This window comes from Paenarthrobacter sp. TYUT067 (assembly GCF_023656375.1).
Taxonomy (GTDB): Bacteria; Actinomycetota; Actinomycetes; order Actinomycetales; family Micrococcaceae; genus Arthrobacter.
In genome coordinates this window covers 244,579-262,836 of record NZ_JAMOIT010000005.1, presented here as the reverse complement: position 1 = coordinate 262,836, position 18,258 = coordinate 244,579, and the positions used below count along the sequence as shown (strand labels likewise).

Annotated in this window: 16 protein-coding genes and 1 tRNA gene; 6 read left to right on the top strand and 11 right to left on the bottom strand. The window is 62.0% G+C overall.

Annotated elements, in window-relative coordinates:
- The first annotated feature begins 297 nt into the window (after window positions 1-297).
- On the top strand, window positions 298-1,008 hold the full coding sequence (locus tag MOD31_RS06780; protein ID WP_250820161.1) for a signal peptidase I: 711 nt from the start codon (window positions 298-300) through the stop codon (window positions 1,006-1,008).
- On the top strand, window positions 992-1,402 hold the full coding sequence (locus MOD31_RS06775; protein ID WP_250820160.1) for an Hpt domain-containing protein: 411 nt from the start codon (window positions 992-994) through the stop codon (window positions 1,400-1,402). The genes MOD31_RS06780 and MOD31_RS06775 overlap by 17 nt, the downstream gene beginning before the upstream one ends.
- Before the next feature lie 22 nt (window positions 1,403-1,424).
- Here the strand turns inward: MOD31_RS06775 and MOD31_RS06770 are convergent.
- The 4 genes from MOD31_RS06770 to galU all read right to left on the bottom strand — a co-directional run bounded on the left by MOD31_RS06770 (window position 1,425) and on the right by galU (window position 4,173).
- Window positions 1,425-1,497: transfer RNA gene (locus tag MOD31_RS06770), tRNA-Ala, on the bottom strand.
- A gap of 115 nt (window positions 1,498-1,612) precedes the next feature.
- Complete coding sequence (locus MOD31_RS06765) at window positions 1,613-2,503, bottom strand: hypothetical protein (protein ID WP_250820165.1); 891 nt, start codon at window positions 2,501-2,503, stop codon at window positions 1,613-1,615.
- A gap of 145 nt (window positions 2,504-2,648) precedes the next feature.
- Window positions 2,649-3,260 (bottom strand): GNAT family N-acetyltransferase, encoded by a 612-nt coding sequence (locus MOD31_RS06760; protein WP_223942660.1) that lies wholly within the window; start codon window positions 3,258-3,260, stop codon window positions 2,649-2,651.
- A gap of 7 nt (window positions 3,261-3,267) precedes the next feature.
- Window positions 3,268-4,173, bottom strand: coding sequence for a UTP--glucose-1-phosphate uridylyltransferase GalU (gene galU / locus MOD31_RS06755; RefSeq protein ID WP_142938432.1), 906 nt, complete (start codon window positions 4,171-4,173; stop codon window positions 3,268-3,270).
- Between the two features lie 129 nt (window positions 4,174-4,302).
- Here galU and MOD31_RS06750 point away from each other — a divergent pair, with 129 nt between their 5' ends.
- The 3 genes from MOD31_RS06750 to cpaB all read left to right on the top strand — a co-directional run bounded on the left by MOD31_RS06750 (window position 4,303) and on the right by cpaB (window position 6,208).
- On the top strand, window positions 4,303-4,917 hold the full coding sequence (locus MOD31_RS06750) for a 5-formyltetrahydrofolate cyclo-ligase (RefSeq protein ID WP_142938431.1): 615 nt from the start codon (window positions 4,303-4,305) through the stop codon (window positions 4,915-4,917).
- A 153-nt stretch (window positions 4,918-5,070) separates the two neighbouring features.
- On the top strand, window positions 5,071-5,334 hold the full coding sequence (locus MOD31_RS06745; protein WP_166839999.1) for an FmdB family zinc ribbon protein: 264 nt from the start codon (window positions 5,071-5,073) through the stop codon (window positions 5,332-5,334).
- Between the two features lie 64 nt (window positions 5,335-5,398).
- Window positions 5,399-6,208, top strand: coding sequence for a Flp pilus assembly protein CpaB (gene cpaB / locus MOD31_RS06740; protein ID WP_223940612.1), 810 nt, complete (start codon window positions 5,399-5,401; stop codon window positions 6,206-6,208).
- A 26-nt stretch (window positions 6,209-6,234) separates the two neighbouring features.
- Here the strand turns inward: cpaB and MOD31_RS06735 are convergent, their stop codons facing one another.
- From MOD31_RS06735 to MOD31_RS06705, 7 genes are all read right to left on the bottom strand, one after another.
- Window positions 6,235-10,389 (bottom strand): DUF4011 domain-containing protein, encoded by a 4,155-nt coding sequence (locus MOD31_RS06735; RefSeq protein WP_250820159.1) that lies wholly within the window; start codon window positions 10,387-10,389, stop codon window positions 6,235-6,237.
- 163 nt (window positions 10,390-10,552) lie between these two features.
- Complete coding sequence (gene guaA / locus MOD31_RS06730; RefSeq protein ID WP_017200327.1) at window positions 10,553-12,142, bottom strand: glutamine-hydrolyzing GMP synthase; 1,590 nt, start codon at window positions 12,140-12,142, stop codon at window positions 10,553-10,555.
- Window positions 12,143-12,249: 107 nt separating this feature from the next.
- A complete protein-coding gene (locus MOD31_RS06725; protein ID WP_166839992.1) occupies window positions 12,250-12,750 on the bottom strand; it encodes a DUF3817 domain-containing protein in 501 nt (166 codons plus the stop codon).
- The gene (locus tag MOD31_RS06720; protein WP_250820158.1) at window positions 12,747-13,616 is read right to left on the bottom strand and encodes an SURF1 family protein; all 870 of its coding nucleotides are present in this window, start codon (window positions 13,614-13,616) and stop codon (window positions 12,747-12,749) included. The genes MOD31_RS06725 and MOD31_RS06720 overlap by 4 nt, the downstream gene beginning before the upstream one ends.
- A gap of 42 nt (window positions 13,617-13,658) precedes the next feature.
- Complete coding sequence (locus MOD31_RS06715; RefSeq protein ID WP_142938424.1) at window positions 13,659-14,147, bottom strand: PTS sugar transporter subunit IIA; 489 nt, start codon at window positions 14,145-14,147, stop codon at window positions 13,659-13,661.
- A 47-nt stretch (window positions 14,148-14,194) separates the two neighbouring features.
- Complete coding sequence (locus MOD31_RS06710; RefSeq protein WP_250820157.1) at window positions 14,195-15,949, bottom strand: glycerol-3-phosphate dehydrogenase/oxidase; 1,755 nt, start codon at window positions 15,947-15,949, stop codon at window positions 14,195-14,197.
- 82 nt (window positions 15,950-16,031) lie between these two features.
- Window positions 16,032-17,165 carry a GuaB3 family IMP dehydrogenase-related protein gene (locus tag MOD31_RS06705; protein ID WP_024817526.1) on the bottom strand — a complete coding sequence of 378 codons (1,134 nt, stop codon included), beginning with the start codon at window positions 17,163-17,165 and terminating at the stop codon, window positions 16,032-16,034.
- A 181-nt stretch (window positions 17,166-17,346) separates the two neighbouring features.
- Between MOD31_RS06705 and MOD31_RS06700 the strand changes: the two genes are divergently transcribed.
- Window positions 17,347-18,246, top strand: a complete 900-nt coding sequence (locus MOD31_RS06700; protein WP_142938422.1) for a WXG100 family type VII secretion target — start codon at window positions 17,347-17,349, stop codon at window positions 18,244-18,246.
- The last annotated feature ends 12 nt before the right edge of the window (window positions 18,247-18,258 follow it).

Below are 18,258 nucleotides of genomic sequence, written 5' to 3'. Positions count from 1 at the left end.
GCCAAGACCGACAACCTCAAAGTCACCACCGCGTTCCCCACCACCGCGAACAACGACTTCCAAGGCGCCACCTCCACCATCGCCTTCGCCTTCACCGGCACCCAACGCACCGAAACCACCAAGTAAAGCCAGAGGGAGCCAAAGGCTCCCACCCAAGGCCCCGGGGGCCGGCCCGTTTGCCCTTCAGGCCGGTCCCCGGTCCATATCCTGAGCAAGTCTTGAGGGCATTGCACACCAACCCTTGAGCCTGTCCAGAGACACTAAAAGCACAACGAACACCTGAAAGGAACGCCAGGCATGAGCGCACTGAGCACCATCTCCACCCCCGCCGTCCACGGCCGGCGTTCAGCCGCAAAGTCCGTAACCGCCGCCGAGACCGCCGCTGTGAAGCAGCCCGCAGCGGCCCCTACAACTGCTGCCAGCGCCGGTGGCACTGCTGGCCGGTTCCGTCGGATTGCCGGCAAAGTGGTCAAGGGCATCGGCGTGGGCATGCTGATCCTAGGCGCGTTGGTGTTCCTGTTCCTGGCGATCGGGCCACGGATCCTGGGCTACCAAACCTCCACCATGCTCACCGGTTCCATGGCCCCGCTGATCAACCCGGGCGACGTCGTGGTCACCGTCCCCACCCCCACCACCGACGTCAAAGTAGGCGACATCATCACCTACCACATCCCCGTCGAAGACCAGCGCGTGGAAACCCACCGCATCACCGAGATCACCACCACCGCCGACGGCGGTATCGCAGTCCAGACCAAAGGCGACGCCAACAACGGCCTCGACCCCTGGATCGCCACCCTCCAAGGCAAAACCGTGGACAAGCACGTAGCCACCATCCCCTACGTTGGCAACGCCATCCGGGCCCTGCGCGAACCCATCGTCATGAACACCCTCATGTACGGCGCACCCGCCATCCTCGTCATCGGAATGCTCGCCTCCATCTGGACCAAAAACCCGGACAACACAGCCCCGCAAGCAACAGTAGGAGCCGGGGATGAAAGCGCCGCGTAGCGCTGCCGCCGGCGACTGGGACTTGAGCCGAATCCAGTCACTAGCCGACGAGCTTGGAAACCCGAGGCCGGCATTGCGGTTCTTGGCGAAGTACCTTTCAATGCTCCCCCAACGGGTGGAAAGGATCGTTCATGCTGTGGATGAGGGCGACGCATCAGAGACCACAACGGCACTCCTCAGCCTGAAGATCAGTTCAGCCATGGTGGGCGCCTTGGAAACAGAGCACCAGTGCCGGGCGATGGAATCAATGATCCGTGAAAATCATTTCGACGACGCCGCCCAAGCACTCCCGGCGCTGAGGCAAACAACGGACCGCTGCCTTGCATCACGGTCCAACCTCATTCGCGCAGCGCATGTTTCGCTCAACCGGCATGGTGGATACTTCCGCACTTGAACGATTGAGTGCAATAAATCTGTGGAGCTAAGGAGATTCGAACTCCTGACCTCTTCGATGCGAACGAAGCGCTCTACCAACTGAGCTATAGCCCCTGGACCGAGAGCCTCAACTGCCCGGCCAGTGTCCCTAGGCTACAAACTTTCCCTGCGCTTTTCCAACCACCACACGAACGTCTCCTGGCCTTGCACCTGTGGTCGCTTCCAGGACTTAGGCGCGGCGACGCTGCAGGACATCGTCCAAGTTGCTCAGGGCGCTGTGGTTCTTAGCAGTGGCCACTACAGCAACTGCTGCCTCGGCCTGCTCAACGTTCTGCTTCAGCACAGGCTTGCCAACGGGCTTGGGTGCCTCGGGCAGGTCCAAGGGCTCTGGAGCTGGTCGCGGTGCTTTCGCAGCGGCCACGTACGTTGGCTTGGGGACCTCCACCGGCTGCCAGCTGGCGCCTTTGGAGTCGTTGGCAACTTGAGCGGATTTATCGCCTGCGGCAACTGCCACAGCAAGCGCTGCCTCGCGCAATTCCTTGGCTGACAATCGAGGAGCTTCACGGCTAGAGGCTTCGGCGTCAAAAACCGTGGTTTCCTTCGCTGCGACAAGCGGCTCCTTGGGCAAGTACCGGGCAGGTGTGGGGATGGGTGAGGCCTGAGCCGCACGGCGAGCCCGCCGTTCACGAAGGTCCCGCAAGGCGAGCTTACGCAAGGTAACGACAGCCAGCACAGCGCCAATGAGGGAAACCAGCGGCAACCACACAGAACCGATGCCGAGAATTCTGAGAACCCCTGACACCGCGGCCGTAACTAACAGGGCCAGGCCTGCCAAGGCGAGCGTGAGCCGGGCGTAACGGATAGTGAACGGCGTAGGGGGCGCCTTCCGGAGCGAGGACTCCGCCGCTGGGGAGTCCTGGGGCGACGCCGGTGCTTTGCTGCGCATGGTCTCCATCGGTTTCTCCTGCTGAGGTGCCAAAGTCAGTACCACCCCTGCCTGCGTTTCGTCTGGTTCGTCATCAAGAGCCTCTGCTGGAACAGTGGCCGTTTGGACTTGTTGGCGCCTGTTCCGCAAAACATAGGGCGCCACCCAGACCATCCACAGCGCGACAGTGACCACGAGTATCACTGAGCTGCTGAGAGGGAAGTCCACATTCAAAACCGTAGAAGCAAATCGCCGGGTGCGGCGGCATTGCGGCCGGTGTGTCGTGGGCGAGTCCGCAAATGACTGGAGATATGAGCGAAAAGGCCGATGACCTGCCCGTTTATCCTCTCAGCCACCTGCGCAGGAGTCCTTCCGGCACCTCCTCGGCCGTCAACGCAAAAGAGCGGTGATCAGCCCATTCGCCGTTGATGTGCAGGTAGCGTTCCCGGTAACCTTCATCGCGGAATCCGAGCTTCTCCACAACCCTCAAACTCGGAGAGTTCTCTGGACGGATGTTGATTTCCATACGGTGCAGACCCAGCACCCGGAAGCAGTGGTCAGTTGCCATCGCAACCGCTGTGGGCGCAATGCCACGCCCGGCGCGGTCCTTATCCACCCAATAGCCGAGGGTGGCCATCATGGCCGATCCCCACACGATGGATGAGACCGTCAACTGTCCGACGATTTGCGGCTCGTGAAAACCGGCCGTTCTCTCAACTATGAGAAACGGCAAAGCGGTTGACTGACGGGCCTGCTCATTCAAGGACCCCACCATTTGACGGTAGCTGGGCAGGCGCCCACCCGGAGCCGGGTTGGACGCCTCCCACGGCGCCAGCCACTCGCTGTTCCGCGAACGGACTTCGGACCATTCCCGCTTGTCGCGGTATCGGATGGGCCGGAGCAGCAGGTCTCCGCTTTCCAGCGTTACCGGCCAGATCGCAGAGCCATACATCATTTGTCTATTTGGGAAGTGTGGCGGTGAAGTTGGGCAGCCACTCGCGAAGCTCAGGACCGAGGTCTTCGCGTTCGCAGGCAAGCTCGATGCAGGCCTTGAGGTAGCTGAGCTTGTCGCCGGTGTCGTAACGACGGCCACGGAACACAACGCCGTAGACGCCGTAACCTTCACCTTCGCCGGCAGCAAGCACCTCAAGGGCATCGGTCAGCTGGATTTCTCCGCCGCGACCTGGAGCCGTCTTCTCCAAGACGTCGAACACGGCCGGGTGCAGCACGTAACGTCCAATCACGGCAAGGTTGGAGGGCGCCTCTTCCGGAGAAGGCTTTTCGACGAGTTGCTTGATGCGCACGTAGCCATCTTCACCGTTGTCCTCAACATCGGCGCAACCATAGGCGCTGATCTTGGAAGGCTCGACCTCGATGAGTGCAACAACGGAACCACCGGTCTTCTGCTGAACAGCAATCATTTCGCTCAGCAGGTCCTCACGGGCATCGATCAGGTCATCGCCGAGCAGAACGGCGAAGGGCTCGTACCCAACGTGCTGCTTTGCACGAAGGACAGCATGACCGAGGCCGTTAGGGTCGCCCTGGCGGACGTAGTGGATATCACCGAGGTTGGTGGCGGACTGAATGGCTTCAAGCTTGGCGGTGTCGCCCTTTTCAGCAAGCGTGGCCTCAAGAGCCGGCACACGGTCAAAGTGGTCTTCGAGTGCCCGCTTGCTGCGCCCTGTAATCATCAGGACGTCATGCAGGCCCACCTTGACCGCTTCTTCGACGACATACTGGATGGCAGGCTTGTCCACCACGGGCAGCATTTCCTTTGGCATCGCCTTGGTGGCGGGCAGGAAGCGGGTGCCAAGGCCTGCTGCGGGAATGACGGCCTTGCGGACAGCGTTGTTTTCTAGAGTCACCGGACTAATGTAACGGACGGAACACACCAACGGCTAAACCCCTCGCCGCGTCGTTAGCACATTTGGTTTTCCGCAGTGGATAACCTCTGCAGCTCAACCGGCGCGCGACAACCACCCGAACGGACAGAGATGGCATCGAAGGAAGACATTCGCAGCAGTCGGCGGCTGCACAGGCGGGCCCTCAGTCCTGAACACCTGGCTCGCGCTGGAGAGTCCCTTGCACAGCATGGCACGGCCTGGGCGGCCAAGGTCTCCCCCGGCGCTTCCTCGACCTTTGCCGTGTACCTGGGCGTCGCTTTCGAGCCGCCCACCATCCCTTTGATCACAGCCCTGCACAAGGCCGGGCACCGGGTGCTACTGCCCGTCTGCGAGCCGGGGCGGCTTTTGAGCTGGGTGTATTGGACACCTGACACAGCATTTGTCCGGTCCACCTTTGCGCCGATAGACGAGCCGGAGGGTGAGCGGCTGGAGAGCTCGGTAGTTGCCGGTACCGCGGGGATCTTCATGCCCGCGACGGCGGTGGACCGGGACGGCAACCGGATCGGCCAGGGAGGCGGCTATTACGACAGGCTCCTCCAGGGCCTGGATGCTTCCGGCGGCAGGCCGCCCACCATCGCCGTAGTGTTCGACGACGATTTGTTACCTTCGGGGTCCATTCCCGCCGAGGCCTTTGATCGCCCCGTGCGACAAGTGCTGACACCGTCTGGAGTGGTTGAACTCGGCGACGACGCCGAGCAGCGCTGATGGTGGCCGGCTTACCAAGTGAGGCCGGAACTACCGAGGGTACGCCCTGCGGCGACCGATGATAGAATTAGCACTCAGGCCCTGTGACTGCTAAGGCGGACTATCTCCACCGACGCTGCCAGGACCTGAACTTTGTCCTAAAGGAGGAACTCAGTGCCCACATACGCATACGCTTGCAAAGACTGTGACCATGCCTTCGACATCGTCCAGTCCTTCTCTGACAGCTCCTTGACGGAGTGCCCCGAATGCAAAGGCGCCCTGCGGAAGAAGTTCAACAGCGTCGGCGTCGTTTTCAAGGGCTCCGGATTTTACCGGACTGATTCCCGGGATGCCAAGGGCAGCACTGTTTCAGCGGCGCCTGCTGCCTCTACACCCGCGCCTTCAGCAGCACCGGCAACTGCAGCGGCAAGCAGCTAACTGGTTTTCCACATAGGGCAACCGGGCGCTGTTTGCGGCCCGGGAAGCTGGCTAGCGTGGCGGCATGCCACAAATGTCACGCAGCGCCCTCCTCGCCCGTGCTGAACGCTCATCGCGAGCCGCCGGTACTTGGCCGCCCATCAGCCCTTCGCGCTCCCTGCAACCGCATTCCCGCTCCCGGACCAGTTCACGGTTCAACCGCGGTCGTCCACGAGGGCGCTCAGGTCAGCGCGGGCGCCGGACGGGATTTGGTTCCTGGATTGCACGTAACCGCCGCTTGGCAGTAGCGCTGCTGTTATGCGTGGCTGCCGGCATCGCAGTCCAGGAACTCACCCCTGCGTCTGAGCAACAGGTGAGCGTCCTCGTGGCAGCCCGGGACCTTCCAACGGGGACCCACCTCACCGCAGCGGACTTCACCACTGTTGAGGTACCACCCAATCTCGCGATCAGCGGAGCTTTGGACAGCGTCGGCGCCCTTGTTGGCCGCCAACTCGCGTCCCCTCTGGGTAAGGGACAGATCCCTTCGGAGACAAGTCTGCTGGGACCCGGCCTTCTGACAGGCGCACCCGTGGGATCGGCAGCTGTCCCCCTCCGGATGGCCGATCCTTCGTCCATCCAGCTACTCTCCCCCGGTCAGCTGGTATCAGTGGTCCTCACGGCAGCGGGGTCCTATGACGAATCACAGCAAAGTCAAGTCCTCGCAGGACCTGTACCCGTACTCTGGACGTCAGCCCAGGGCGGCAAGCCCGGTGAATGGCTGGGTACAGGTGACACGGACGGTCTGGTGGTGGTGGCGGCTGATCCTCAACAAGCAGAAAAGCTTGCCGGCGCATCAACGCAAGGCAAGCTTTTCTTTGTTTTGGTTAGCCCCTAGCGGGCTAATCAATGATCATTGTCCGCTCAGCCCCAGTGCGGGGGTTTCTGTTCCTTGAGCCACTGCTCATGGTCGTAGTTGGAGTCATCGCCCCACCGCCGGGGATCATCCTCAGCGGCCTTGGTGGGCAGAATCCCGCTCGGGCCGGTCTTGGCTGCCGGGGACTTCGGTTCCCCGGCCGCCTCCGTAGGACCAGCGGTGTTCTCGCCGGTTTCCTCAGTAGCGCGGTCCTCGCCGCCTGTTTCCTGATCCATCAGTGGTGCTTCTTTCGAATTCTCTGCTTCATGGACGTCGTGTTGAGGTTCTTCACCCTCAGCATGCTCAACGGAATCTCCGGCCAACAGAGGCTGGTCAGTTACCGAGGTCAATTCTTCCCCAGGGGCGTGAAGGAAACCACTGTGGGTGGAGGCAGACTGTGCAAGGTGATTCTCGAGGCCCAAGTAGGAGCCTATCCGGTCCGCGCAGGACGAAGGATCGGTGAAGACCTCGATCGTCCAGAGCGACATATAGCGCCATCCCATGCGCTCCAACAGTTGCGGCCGCAGGCGGCTCCGTTCACGGACGCTCATCCGCCGGTAGCGTTCAGTACCATCGGATTCGATGGCAACGGGGGTGGGGATTTCAGCACCCTCCCGGCCAATGGTGTGGACGGGGTCCGCAGCCGCCGCTATATCCAGCACGCCGTCGTAGAGATGCCATACCCTGGCTCCGCGGGCGCGCAAACGGTCGCCCAGATCGGCCACCAACGGATCTTCACCTAAAGCCTGCTCACTGGCGACAGCGCGGGAGGCGGGCGTTCCGAGGCTGCTGTTGCCGGAGAGCTCCCGGTCCAGGAGTTCATAGAAGTCCACAGCACCATGGGCCAGGCGATCAAGGTCGAGATCCTCGGGCCGGAAGCACGTCAGGACGTGCATGGAGCGCCGGGCACGTGTCATTGCCAGGGCGAAACGGTTACGCCCGCCCTCGGTGGACAACGGACCGAAGGAATGGAGCGCACGGCCATGCGGTGTGCGGCCATAGCCTAGTGAGAAGATCACATGGTCGCGGACAAGGCCCTGTGCGCGCTCAAGGTCCACCACACGGAAAGACTCGGGGCCGGCTCCGAAGAAGCTGGACAGCAGGGGGTGGTTGGGCAATTGCAGCCTGATGGCTTCGCCAATCCTGGCAGCATGGCGCAGGCTCGCCGTCACCACGGCGAGTGATGTACGGGGCCGGAGCCTTGCGTGTTCGAACACAAGATCCACAACGCGGTTGACCTCCGCGGTGACGGACTCAACGCCCTCATGGTCCGCCCCAGGCAGCCCGGTGCCGTCCGGTATGTACTCTACGTGGATTGATCGGTCCAAGCCGGTGACCGAGTTGCCGTCGGGCAAACGACGCAGGCCACCGTCGTAATAGTTTTTGCTCAACTGGAGGATCAGGTCCTCGTCCACCGCACGGTAGACCCAGTTCAGCTGCCAGGTGGGAAGGACCCTGGCCAATGCCTTGAAGGCACTGTCCACATTCTCGTGGCTGGCTACCCCGGCCACAGGCGGCTCCACGGCGACGCTGAACGTGCGCGCATGGGCAATTTTCGCGTCGCCGAAGGCAACTACCTGGCGTGCCCGGGCGATGGCCGGGAGAACAGCCTGCAATGAAGTGGATTCGGCGTCGATGATCACCACGGCATCGAATTTTTGCTCGGCCGGGAGCACCCCGGTGAGCAAGTAAGGACTGACGGACCATACCGGCACCAGCAGGGGTACCAGGTCCGGGGCCTGGGCGCTCAGGGCGGGCAGCGTCACCCGGCCATCCTTCAACAGGGCGCGGAGTAGCTCCGCCTGCCTGGGATGTTCAAGGAGACCCTGACGCCATTTCTGGGCCAGCTGCCAACGGAGGCGAGCGGCGCCACTGGCAATGTGGGCTTGGTCCGCAAGGCGGTATTCGGCTTCGAGGCGGCGCAGTGAATCACCGTCGGACATGGCGAGGTAATCATCACCGCTGATCATCGCCTCCAGCGCGGACTGCCACCAAGCCAGATCCAGTTCGGCGGCTACAGAAGACGCCGGGACTTCCCGGGCAGCAAGATCCGCCAGCAGTTCACCGAGCCCGTGCTCGCGCATTTCCTCGATAAGGAGCGTCCGCTCAGGAAGCGTCTCCAAAGTGGCTGTGTCTGCAACGAGCCGCTCCAACCGTTCCATGAGTGGGGCATACCGCGTCCCGTGCAGGGCTCCACCATCGGAGGTGTACTTGAGCGCATCACCCAGGCGGCGCAGCTCGCCATCGAGTTCCCGGTAGAGTGCACCGAGATCGGCAAGGCCGGAAGGAACAGCCGGGTGCCGCTGGGTTGTTGCATACCCTGCCCACAGAGCACGCTGCTCCTGGACCAGCACTAAGGAGCTGTGAAGGTCCGCAATGTGAACACCGGGCCGCACGTATTCCTTAGCTACCCGACGCAGGCGGGAGCGCTGCATGGAGGGCATCTCAAGGTTGCGCTCACGGCGCCAGGCAGAGGTGGCAGTGGCGGAGATGAGATCGTGCACCGGCCGGTCAAAGATATCCGGGGTGAACTTATCCAGGCTCTCGCGTACGGCAATGAGCAGTTCCAGCTGAGCGCCCCATTCGGTGAAAGTTTCACCTAGGCGGATCTCGGCGTGATCGGAAAGCTGCTTCATGCGATCCCGCAGGACCGGAAGTTTCTCCTCGGCCGAGCGGGCAAGCTGCTGTGCTTCCTCGGTCTCCTTGCGGGTCACCAAACGGGCGCCATACCAGGGGCTCGAGGTGGAGGACCGGCTGAAGCTGCCAAGCTCGGCGGCCCGACGCAATCGGCCAGCGAGCTCTTCACGGTCCTTGATATTGTCCAGGACGCTTCGCTTCAAGCGCACCGTAGTGGAGGGTGCAGGGTGAATTGAGGTCAATTCGGCAAGTGACTGCATTGCCTGGTACGGCGAGCAACCCCACCGCTCACGGACGTTATGCAGGGAGGCTACATGGTCCATCAGTGCATGACGGTGGCTGGTAAGTGTCTGGTGAAGGTTGCCCAGCTGTGGCTCAATCGCTTTCTCATTGCGCATGATGGCTCTGACCAACTGGCCTTTGAGTTGCTGAGGAGTGGTTCCATTACCGGGCCGGAAGAGCATCGACTCCAGGCCCAGGGATTCAAGGTGGCCGGAAAGTCCTGCAAGGCTGGTCTGCCTGTCCCCCACCACCAGAATGGACTTGCCTTCGCTGACCAACGCACCTATTGCGTTGATTGCTGTTTGCGTTTGGCCGCTTCCTGGCGGGGTGCTGACAACAAGTGAGTCCCCGGCACGAACGGCATCAACTACATACTGCTGATCCGTATCAGCATCGAGCAGGAGAAGCTCATCGGCCGGATCCCGAAGGTCCAGGCTTGGGAACCGGCCTGCCTTGATCGGCTCTGGTTCAATGTCTCCGCCGTTGGCGGCAGTCGAGAGTGCTGCAACCGTGGGGTTGTTCATGTTGATCCATGGATCATCCAGGTTGCCGGAGAGATCAGCCAGCGTAGTGACCAGCAGGTTAAACTCCACCTCTGCGCCATGAATCGGCTGAATCAGCGTGGTTAACCGATCCAGGACAGGCTGGGGATCAAGCCGGGCAGTGTTGTAGGCCATGCGCGCTACAGCGTTAACATCAAAGACGATGCCATGAACTGTCTTCAGATGGCGCACCAGGGCAGGGTTCATTCGCGCCTGCTCGGTGAGCTGAAGCTCAAAGTCGTCCTCGCCAGGCCTGACCGTGAGGACAATGGAAGTAAGCATCACGGGGGCAGAAACGCGTTGGGGCTTACCGCCAACGGCAGAGGTCCACACGACGGTCCCGGCGGACAAGTACCCGGCCTCGATGCCGCGGTCGTTGCTGAGCTCGAAGATCTTGGACCGGATGTTGCGGGCCGCCCTGGCTGCGACCAGGTACTGTTGACGATCCCTGATGAGCGTGGAAAGCCGTGTTCGTCGGCCTGCAAGCAACTGCGCCAGCCCGGACGGGTGGGCGTTGCTGAGATCGATGGCGCCTTCAGGCGTCTTGACGAAGCGCAGCATGGTGTCGGCCCCGGTGACGGGTTTGAGACCAGACAGCCATTTGCGGAGCTCTTCGGAGCCCTCTTCCTGGCCTTGACCTACTGACACGACTTCTGCCTTCTTTTCTGTACTAGCTTTAGACGCCTTGGACCATACCGGCATACTTTCGAGGGTAGCGGGAATCCGCGGACAGCTCGCTCCGCAACGCTGTTCCACTGCGAAATTCGCCGTCATTTCACAGCCGAGGGCAATGAGTGGGGCAAAGAAGCATCCCGGCTTCAAACAAAGTGGCCGGCCTCCCAGAGGAAGCCGGCCACTCAATGTGCTATTCCCACTCGATGGTTCCCGGTGGCTTGCTGGTGACGTCCAGCACCACGCGGTTGACTCCATCCACCTCGTTGGTAATTCTGTTGGAGATCCGGGCAAGCAGGTCATACGGCAACCGCGACCAGTCTGCCGTCATGGCGTCCTCGGAAGACACCGGACGCAACACAATCGGGTGACCGTAGGTGCGGCCATCGCCCTGGACACCAACGCTGCGAACATCAGCCAGGAGAACTACCGGCATCTGCCAGACGTCGTTATCCAAGCCTGCGGCCGTGAGTTCCGCACGTGCAATGGCATCAGCCTTACGCAGTAGATCCAGGCGCTCCTTGGTCACTTCGCCCACAATGCGGATTCCCAAGCCGGGGCCCGGGAACGGCTGGCGGCCGACGATCTCCTGCGGCAGGCCAAGCTGTGCACCCACAGCGCGGACTTCGTCCTTGAACAGGGCTCGCAGCGGCTCAACGAGTTCGAACTGAAGATCTTCGGGGAGTCCGCCCACGTTGTGGTGGCTCTTGATGTTTGCAGCACCTTCGCCGCCGCCTGATTCCACGACGTCCGGGTAAAGCGTTCCTTGGACGAGGAACTTGATCTTTTCACCCTCGGCAGCGGCCTGGGCAATGATGGCCCGTTCCGCTTCTTCGAAGGCACGAATGAACTCGCGGCCAATGATCTTGCGCTTGGTCTCAGGATCGCTGACGCCTGCCAATGCCGACTGGAAACGTTCCTGCTCGTTGGCAACGTAAAGGTTGACGCCGGTGGCGGCCACGAAGTCGCGTTCAACCTGCTCGGCTTCGCCTTCACGCAGAAGGCCATGGTCAACGAAGACACACGTCAGCTGGTCACCAACAGCGCGCTGGACCAGAGCAGCGGCTACGGCGGAATCGACGCCGCCGGAAAGGCCACAGATAACCTTGGAGTCCCCGATCTGCTGGCGGATCCGGTCCACCTGCTCTTCGAGGATGTTGCCCGTTGTCCAGTTGGGGCTCAAGCCCGCGCCCTTGAACAGGAAGTTTTCCAGGACGTGCTGTCCAAGAACGGAGTGCTTCACTTCGGGGTGCCACTGCACACCGTAGAGGCGCTTCTCATCATTGGCGAAGGCAGCCACCGGAGCTCCGGCCGTAGTTGCCAGCACCTCGAAGCCCTCCGGAGCCTCATGAACGGAGTCTCCGTGGCTCATCCATGTGTTCTGGGAGGACGGGACGCCGTCGAGGATGGAGCGTGCATCACCCACAAGAAGGGCTTCGGTAGCTCCGTATTCCCGCAAACCAGTCTGGGCCACCTTGCCGCCCAAGGCATTTGCCATGGCCTGGAATCCGTAGCAGATGCCGAATACCGGAACGCCGGCCTCGAAGAGGTCGGCACCCACGAAGGGCGCGCCCTCCGCGTAAACACTGGAGGGCCCTCCGGAGAGAATGATGGCTGCCGGGTTCTTGGCCAGAAGCTGCTCGGTGGTGAAGGTATGCGGAACAATTTCCGAATACACATTCGCTTCGCGGACGCGGCGGGCAATCAGCTGCGCGTACTGGGCACCGTAGTCAACAACCAGCACCGGCTTCTGGGAAGTTTGGGGTGCGGTGGGAGTAGTCACCAGACAAGACTACTTTGCCGAGCCGTCCCGGTGCACGTTGGCAGAGGCGTCAGAGGACCAAAACGGCCCCGCCGTTAGGCATCTCACACCGGGACGCTCGTGAGGTGCTAGTAGCGCTTGGACGCCTGCGGATTGGCTGCGAGTTCCGCTTCAACCTGCGCGTGGAATTTCTTCTCCACGATGAAGGACAACAAGGGGATGACTCCACCAAGTGCCAAAAGGATCATTTTGGAGAACGGCCAGCGCATGAGCGACCACAAGCGGAAGTTGGAGACCAGGTAAACCACGTACATCCAACCGTGCACGATCAGAATCGAGGTGGAGATGTTGAAGCCGCCAATGACGCCCTTGGGCTCGGATTCAGCGAAACCGAAGCCAAACGGCTGGCCCGTCACTGCGTTCGTGCCGCCCGCGAAGAGCGAGACGCCAAAGCCGTAACGGGCAATCAATTCAGCGCACAGCAAGAGAAGCATGGCACCCGTGAGGTACGCCATGACCTTGTAGAACTTCAACGCCGAACGAATTTGCGCTTCCGTACCGCCGAAGCGCCGCTTCCTGGGCTTGGGTCCGGACTGTTCGGGCTGGATAGCCGGTTTTGGCTCAATCATTGCTGCACCTTTTGTTCTGGCTCTGGGTTTGTAGGTTCTGTAGTTGCCTCGGGGTGGCCTGCCTGGTCCAAGTCGTTATCGGCGAATTCGTCGTCGAATTCGTCCTCTTCCAAGTCCCGCCGGTAGTCGTCCTTCACCAGGCGCCACCAGATGAAGATCGAGAACCCGGCAAAGACAACCCATTCCACCGCATAGAAGAGGTTCAGCCAGTTGACCTGCTCCGCAGGAGGCTGGGGAGGAATGTTCAGTGCCTTGACGTCATCTCCGAGGGGAATTTGCGCGCCTCCGGCCACCTCCGTGGTAGCTGCGATAAAGCCCTGGTAGCTGGAAACTTCCCATTTATTGATGAGTTCCGCCGTTGAGACTGCGGACGCGCGGTCCGGGCCGGCGTCGACGTTTGGAAGCGGCGCTTCGGACGGGATGAGGCGGCCCGTCACGGTGATGGTTCCCGACGGCGGCGGGCCGGCTTGGGCGGCATCCGCCACCCACCCGCGGGCTACCGGAATCCACGTCTTGGGTGAGGCACCAGCGCCCTTGAGCGTGGGGGCGTCATTGACGGCAAAGGCGGAGACGATCCAGAAGCCCTTTTGGTTGTTGTAGAGGCGGCCTTCAACGAGGACCTGCTTGTTGGGATCGTAGGTACCCGTGGCCGTGACCATCTGGTCCGAAACCGAGCCGGGAAAGAACTGGCCCGGTTGGAGGACGTCTACCAGGGGTTTCACTTCTTCGATGCTGGACGGTGCCGGGGGCTCATGCTGGGCGGACCGGCTGAGCTGCCATTGGCTGAGCAGCACAAACACCCCGGACAACAGAAGCGCAAAGATCAGTCCTGCGATCCAGCGGGGTTTCAACGCGGTTTTCAACACCCCTTAACCGTACTTCGTCCGGCTGTAGAACAACGAAACGCCCTAGTGGTCGAAGAACACCAGGCTGGAGTTGATGAGCTCGGAGATGACTTCGGGGTCATGCGCCCGCCGGAGGGACTCGCGGAAGGACTCTTTGGACAGGGAGCGGGCCAGCGTGGCCAGAACCTCGAGGTGGTCGGAGAAGGAACTGGCAGGCGTGGCGATCAGGAGGATCAGGGTTGCCGGACCGTCGGTGGCTCCGAAGTCCAAGGCATGGCCAAATTTGGTTACCCCTACGGCTATGGAGATCCTGTCCACGAATTCGCTGCGGGCATGCGGCAGACCGATGCCGCCCGGAAGGCCGGTGGCAAGCTGGTGCTCCCGTGAATGTACTTGCTCCAAGAAGCCCTCAAGGTTGGTAATCCTGCCGGCTGCATAGAGCCTGTGAGCCAGTTGCGCCGCGGCATCGATCTTGTCTTGGGCAACAAGTTCAAGAATGACCGTATCCGGGGTTGTCAGTTCCGCATCGTACCGGTCAAGTGGTTCAGCCAAGTTGTGTTCCCTCCGTGTGGCCTGCAGGCCTCAATTCCTTGAGCTGGTCAGCGGAGGGGAACGATGTCATCCACTCCCATGCGCGCAGCATCGGCCGATTCGTCGTCGGGTTGCTGCTGACTAAGCCGTTCAGCTTCCACTCGCGCCAGGTAGTGCTTGATTTCGCTTTCGCGCTGAGTCTCGCTCCAGCCAAGGATTTCTCCCATCAGCTTAGCTACTACGGGCGCGGCAGACACACCCCGGTCCCATGCTTCGATGGAGATGCGGGTGCGGCGGGTCAAGACGTCGTCAACGTGCCGTGCGCCCTCATGGGTTGCTGCATAGACGACTTCGGCAGCCAAGTAGTCATCCGCACCGGGAAGAGGCTCCCCCAATTCGGGTCGGCCGGCGATGATTTCCAGAACTTCGGGGGTCATGGAGCCAAAACGGTTGAGCAGGTGCTCCACCCGCGCCACATGCACTCCCGCCTGTTCCGCCAACCTGCCGCGCCGGTTCCATGCGGCTTTGAATCCCTCAGCGCCGAGCAGCGGAATGGTTTCGGTGCAGCTGGATGGAACACGTTCATCCATGGCCCTTGTTGCCTCGTCCACGGCATCTTTGGCCATGACCCGGTAGGTTGTGTACTTCCCCCCGGCAACCACCACGAGTCCGGGCACCGGATGCGCCACTACGTGCTCGCGGGACAACTTGGCGGTGGAGTCATTGTCCCCGGCCAGCAACGGGCGGAGGCCTGCGTAAACGCCTTCCACGTCCTCACGGGTCAGCGGGCGCTTGAGGACCTTGTTGACATGCTCCAGCACATAATCGATGTCCTTGCTGGAAGCTGCCGGATGGGCTTTGTCCAGCGTCCAATCCGTATCAGTAGTGCCGATAATCCAGTGCCGACCCCAAGGGATCACAAAGAGCACTGATTTCTCCGTGCGAAGAATCAGCCCGACGGTGGACTGGAACCGGTCGCGCGGCACCACAAGGTGGATTCCCTTCGACGCGCGGACCTTGAGCTGGCCACGGTCGGTCACCATAGCCTGCGTTTCGTCAGTCCAGACGCCAGTGGCGTTGACCACTTGCTTGGCCCGTATCTCGAAGACGCTACCGTCCTCCTGGTTTTCCACCTTGGCCCCAACAACGCGTTCCCCTTCACGGAGGAAGTCCACCACACGTACGCGATTCGCTGCGTGGGCTCCATAGTGTGCCGCAGTCCTTACGACGTTGACCACCAGACGCGCATCGTCTACCTGTGCGTCGTAATAGCGGATGGAACCTACGAAGGCATCTTCCTTGAGGCTGGGAGCCGCGCGGAGGGTTCCACGCCGGAACAGGTGCTTATGCATGGGGACGCCCCGGCTGTTGCCGGACGTCAAACCCAGAGTGTCATAGAGCATAATCCCAGCACCCACATACGGGCGCTCCCAGATACGGCGGGTCAGTGGGTACAGAAAAGGTACTGGGCGCACCAGGTGCGGTGCGATGCGCTGTATCAGCAGCCCCCGCTCTTGGAGCGCTTCCTGGACGAGGCCAAAATCCAGCATCTCCAAATACCGCAGTCCGCCGTGAATGAGCTTTGAGGATCGGGACGACGTGCCGGACGACCAGTCCCTTGCCTCCACGATGCCTACGGTGAGGCCACGCGTCACGGCATCCAAAGCCGCACCGGCGCCCACCACACCGCCCCCGACAATCAGGATGTCGAGCTCTTTGCCCGCCTGGGCGGTGGACTTCAAGACTTCGATTGATGCGGCGCGGGATTCCGGGCTTAGTGCTCCCGGTGAATTCACCTGTGGACCGCCTGGGATATTGCTCATCGGACCCCTCCTCAAACGCAACAGCTTGGTAGTCCCCTACCCTACTTGCTGCTCGCCGCCTTGGGCAGGGGCTCCCGGAGGCTTAGCCGAGATACGGCGAGACGACGACGTCCACCCGCTGGAACTCTTTCAGGTCCGAGTAGCCGGTGGTCGCCATCGAGCGGCGCAGGGCGCCAATCAGGTTGGACGTTCCATCGGTATGGTGGCCTGGTCCGAACAGGACCTCCTCAAGCGGGCCCACGGTGCCCACGTTGACGCGGTCACCACGCGGAGACTCGAGGTGGTGGGCTTCCGGACCCCAGTGCCAGCCACGGCCAGGGGCCTCTTCGGCGCGGGCAAGGGCGCTTCCGAGCATTACGGCATCCGCACCCATGGCGATTGCCTTGACGATGTCGCCGGAGCTGCCCATGCCGCCGTCGGCAATGACGTGGACGTACCGTCCGCCGGACTCGTCCATGTAGTCGCGGCGGGCGGCAGCGACGTCGGAGATAGCGGAAGCCATGGGTGAATGTATACCCAACGCACGGCGGGTGGTGCTTGTGGCGCCGCCTCCAAATCCGACCAGGACGCCGGCAGCACCTGTTCGCATCAAGTGAAGGGCAGGGGTATATCCGGCTGCACCGCCAACGATGACGGGAACATCCAGTTCGTAGATGAACTGCTTGAGGTTGAGCGGTTCGTGGTTCTTGGAGACATGCTCGGCTGAGACGGTGGTGCCACGAATAACAAAGATGTCGACGCCGGCAGCCACCACAGTCTTGTAGTGCTCCTGGGTGCGCTGCGGCGTGAGGGAACCGGCTACGGTCACGCCCGCGGCGCGGATCTCAGCCAGGCGGGAGCTGATGAGTTCCGGCTGCACGGGAGCCTGGTACAAGTCCTGCATGCGCCGGGTGACCGCTGGGCTACTGGTCTCGTCCGCCAGCGCGGCGATCTCGTCGAGCACCTTCTGCGGGTCTTCGTACCGGGTCCACAGTCCTTCAAGGTCCAGGACACCCAGCCCGCCCAAGCGCCCCAAGGCGATGGCGGACTCAGGTGACATCACCGAGTCCATGGGCGCGGCGATGACGGGCATGTCGAACTTGTAGGCGTCGATCTGCCACGAAACCGAGACGTCCTTCGGATCACGCGTCCGTCGGTTGGGAACGATCGCGATGTCATCCAGGGAGTAGGCACGACGCCCACGCTTGCCACGGCCAATCTCAATCTCATAAGTCACGGCTCTTACTTTACTGGACCCCTCCCGGAACCCCGATTCGAGGAATCAAGTGTGTCCCCGGCAACGGAAGCATCCCCGCGCGTGCCGGGCAGCTTTCCACATGGGCAGGGCTGCCCATGGCAGAGGCCCGGACGCATCCGATAGCCTGCGAAACCATACGCACATCTTGCAAGGGGGAACCATGGCGCCTGGGTTATACGGAGCCGACATTGAACAGCTCAACTCGCTATCCCAACAAATGGGACAAGCGGGAAGCCGGCTCCAGAACCAGGAACTCCAGGTCAATGGCCTGATCTCGGGCGTTGCGTGGAAGGGAGCCGACGGCGAGCGCTTTCGCCGCGAATGGAACAGCACCCTGCGGCCTATGTTGCACAGGGCCTCCCGTTCCTTGGATGACGCCTCCAGAATGCTGCGCGCCCAGGCTGATGAACAGCAAAAGGCCAGCACCCAGGGCGGGTCCTCCAGCGGAGGGTCTACGGAGGCCAACAGCCCGCAGGCTCCCGGCGGCACTGTCAACGACGACACCGCGACCACTGGGTGGGAGGGGCTGTTGGGCGTCACCGGCAGCCAGGGTTGGTGGGCCGGCAACGCCCTCGTCACCGCCAGCGGTTTGGCGACGGACTCAATTCTTACCCAGATGGCCAAGGGCGGGTTGGTCACGGAACTGACCCGGTGGCCTTGGCTCAGTGCCCAGTACGGCCAGGCGGCAGGCGCCGGGTATGTCAGGGGCACCCAACTGCTCAACGGCAGTTCAATGCTCGGGCGGTTGTCGGGGGCCTTGGGCTTTGTCACCGGCGGAATTCAGGTCTACCAGGGTATCCAGACGGGTCATCCCGGAATGGCGGTGGACGGCGGAATCTCCGCCGCGTTGGCCGTGGGTAGCTTTTTTCCGGTGGTTGGCCCTGCCTGCGCCATCGCCGGCATCGCCTGGGGTGGCTTGGGCCTCCTGGCGACGAACATGGGCTACGACTCCGCGTCCTCCATGATCGCTGATGGCGCAGAACATGTCTGGGAAGGAGCACAGGACGCCGCCGGAGCAATAGCCGACGGCGCAAAGAAGGTCTGGGGATGGCTTACATGATCGCGCCACTTC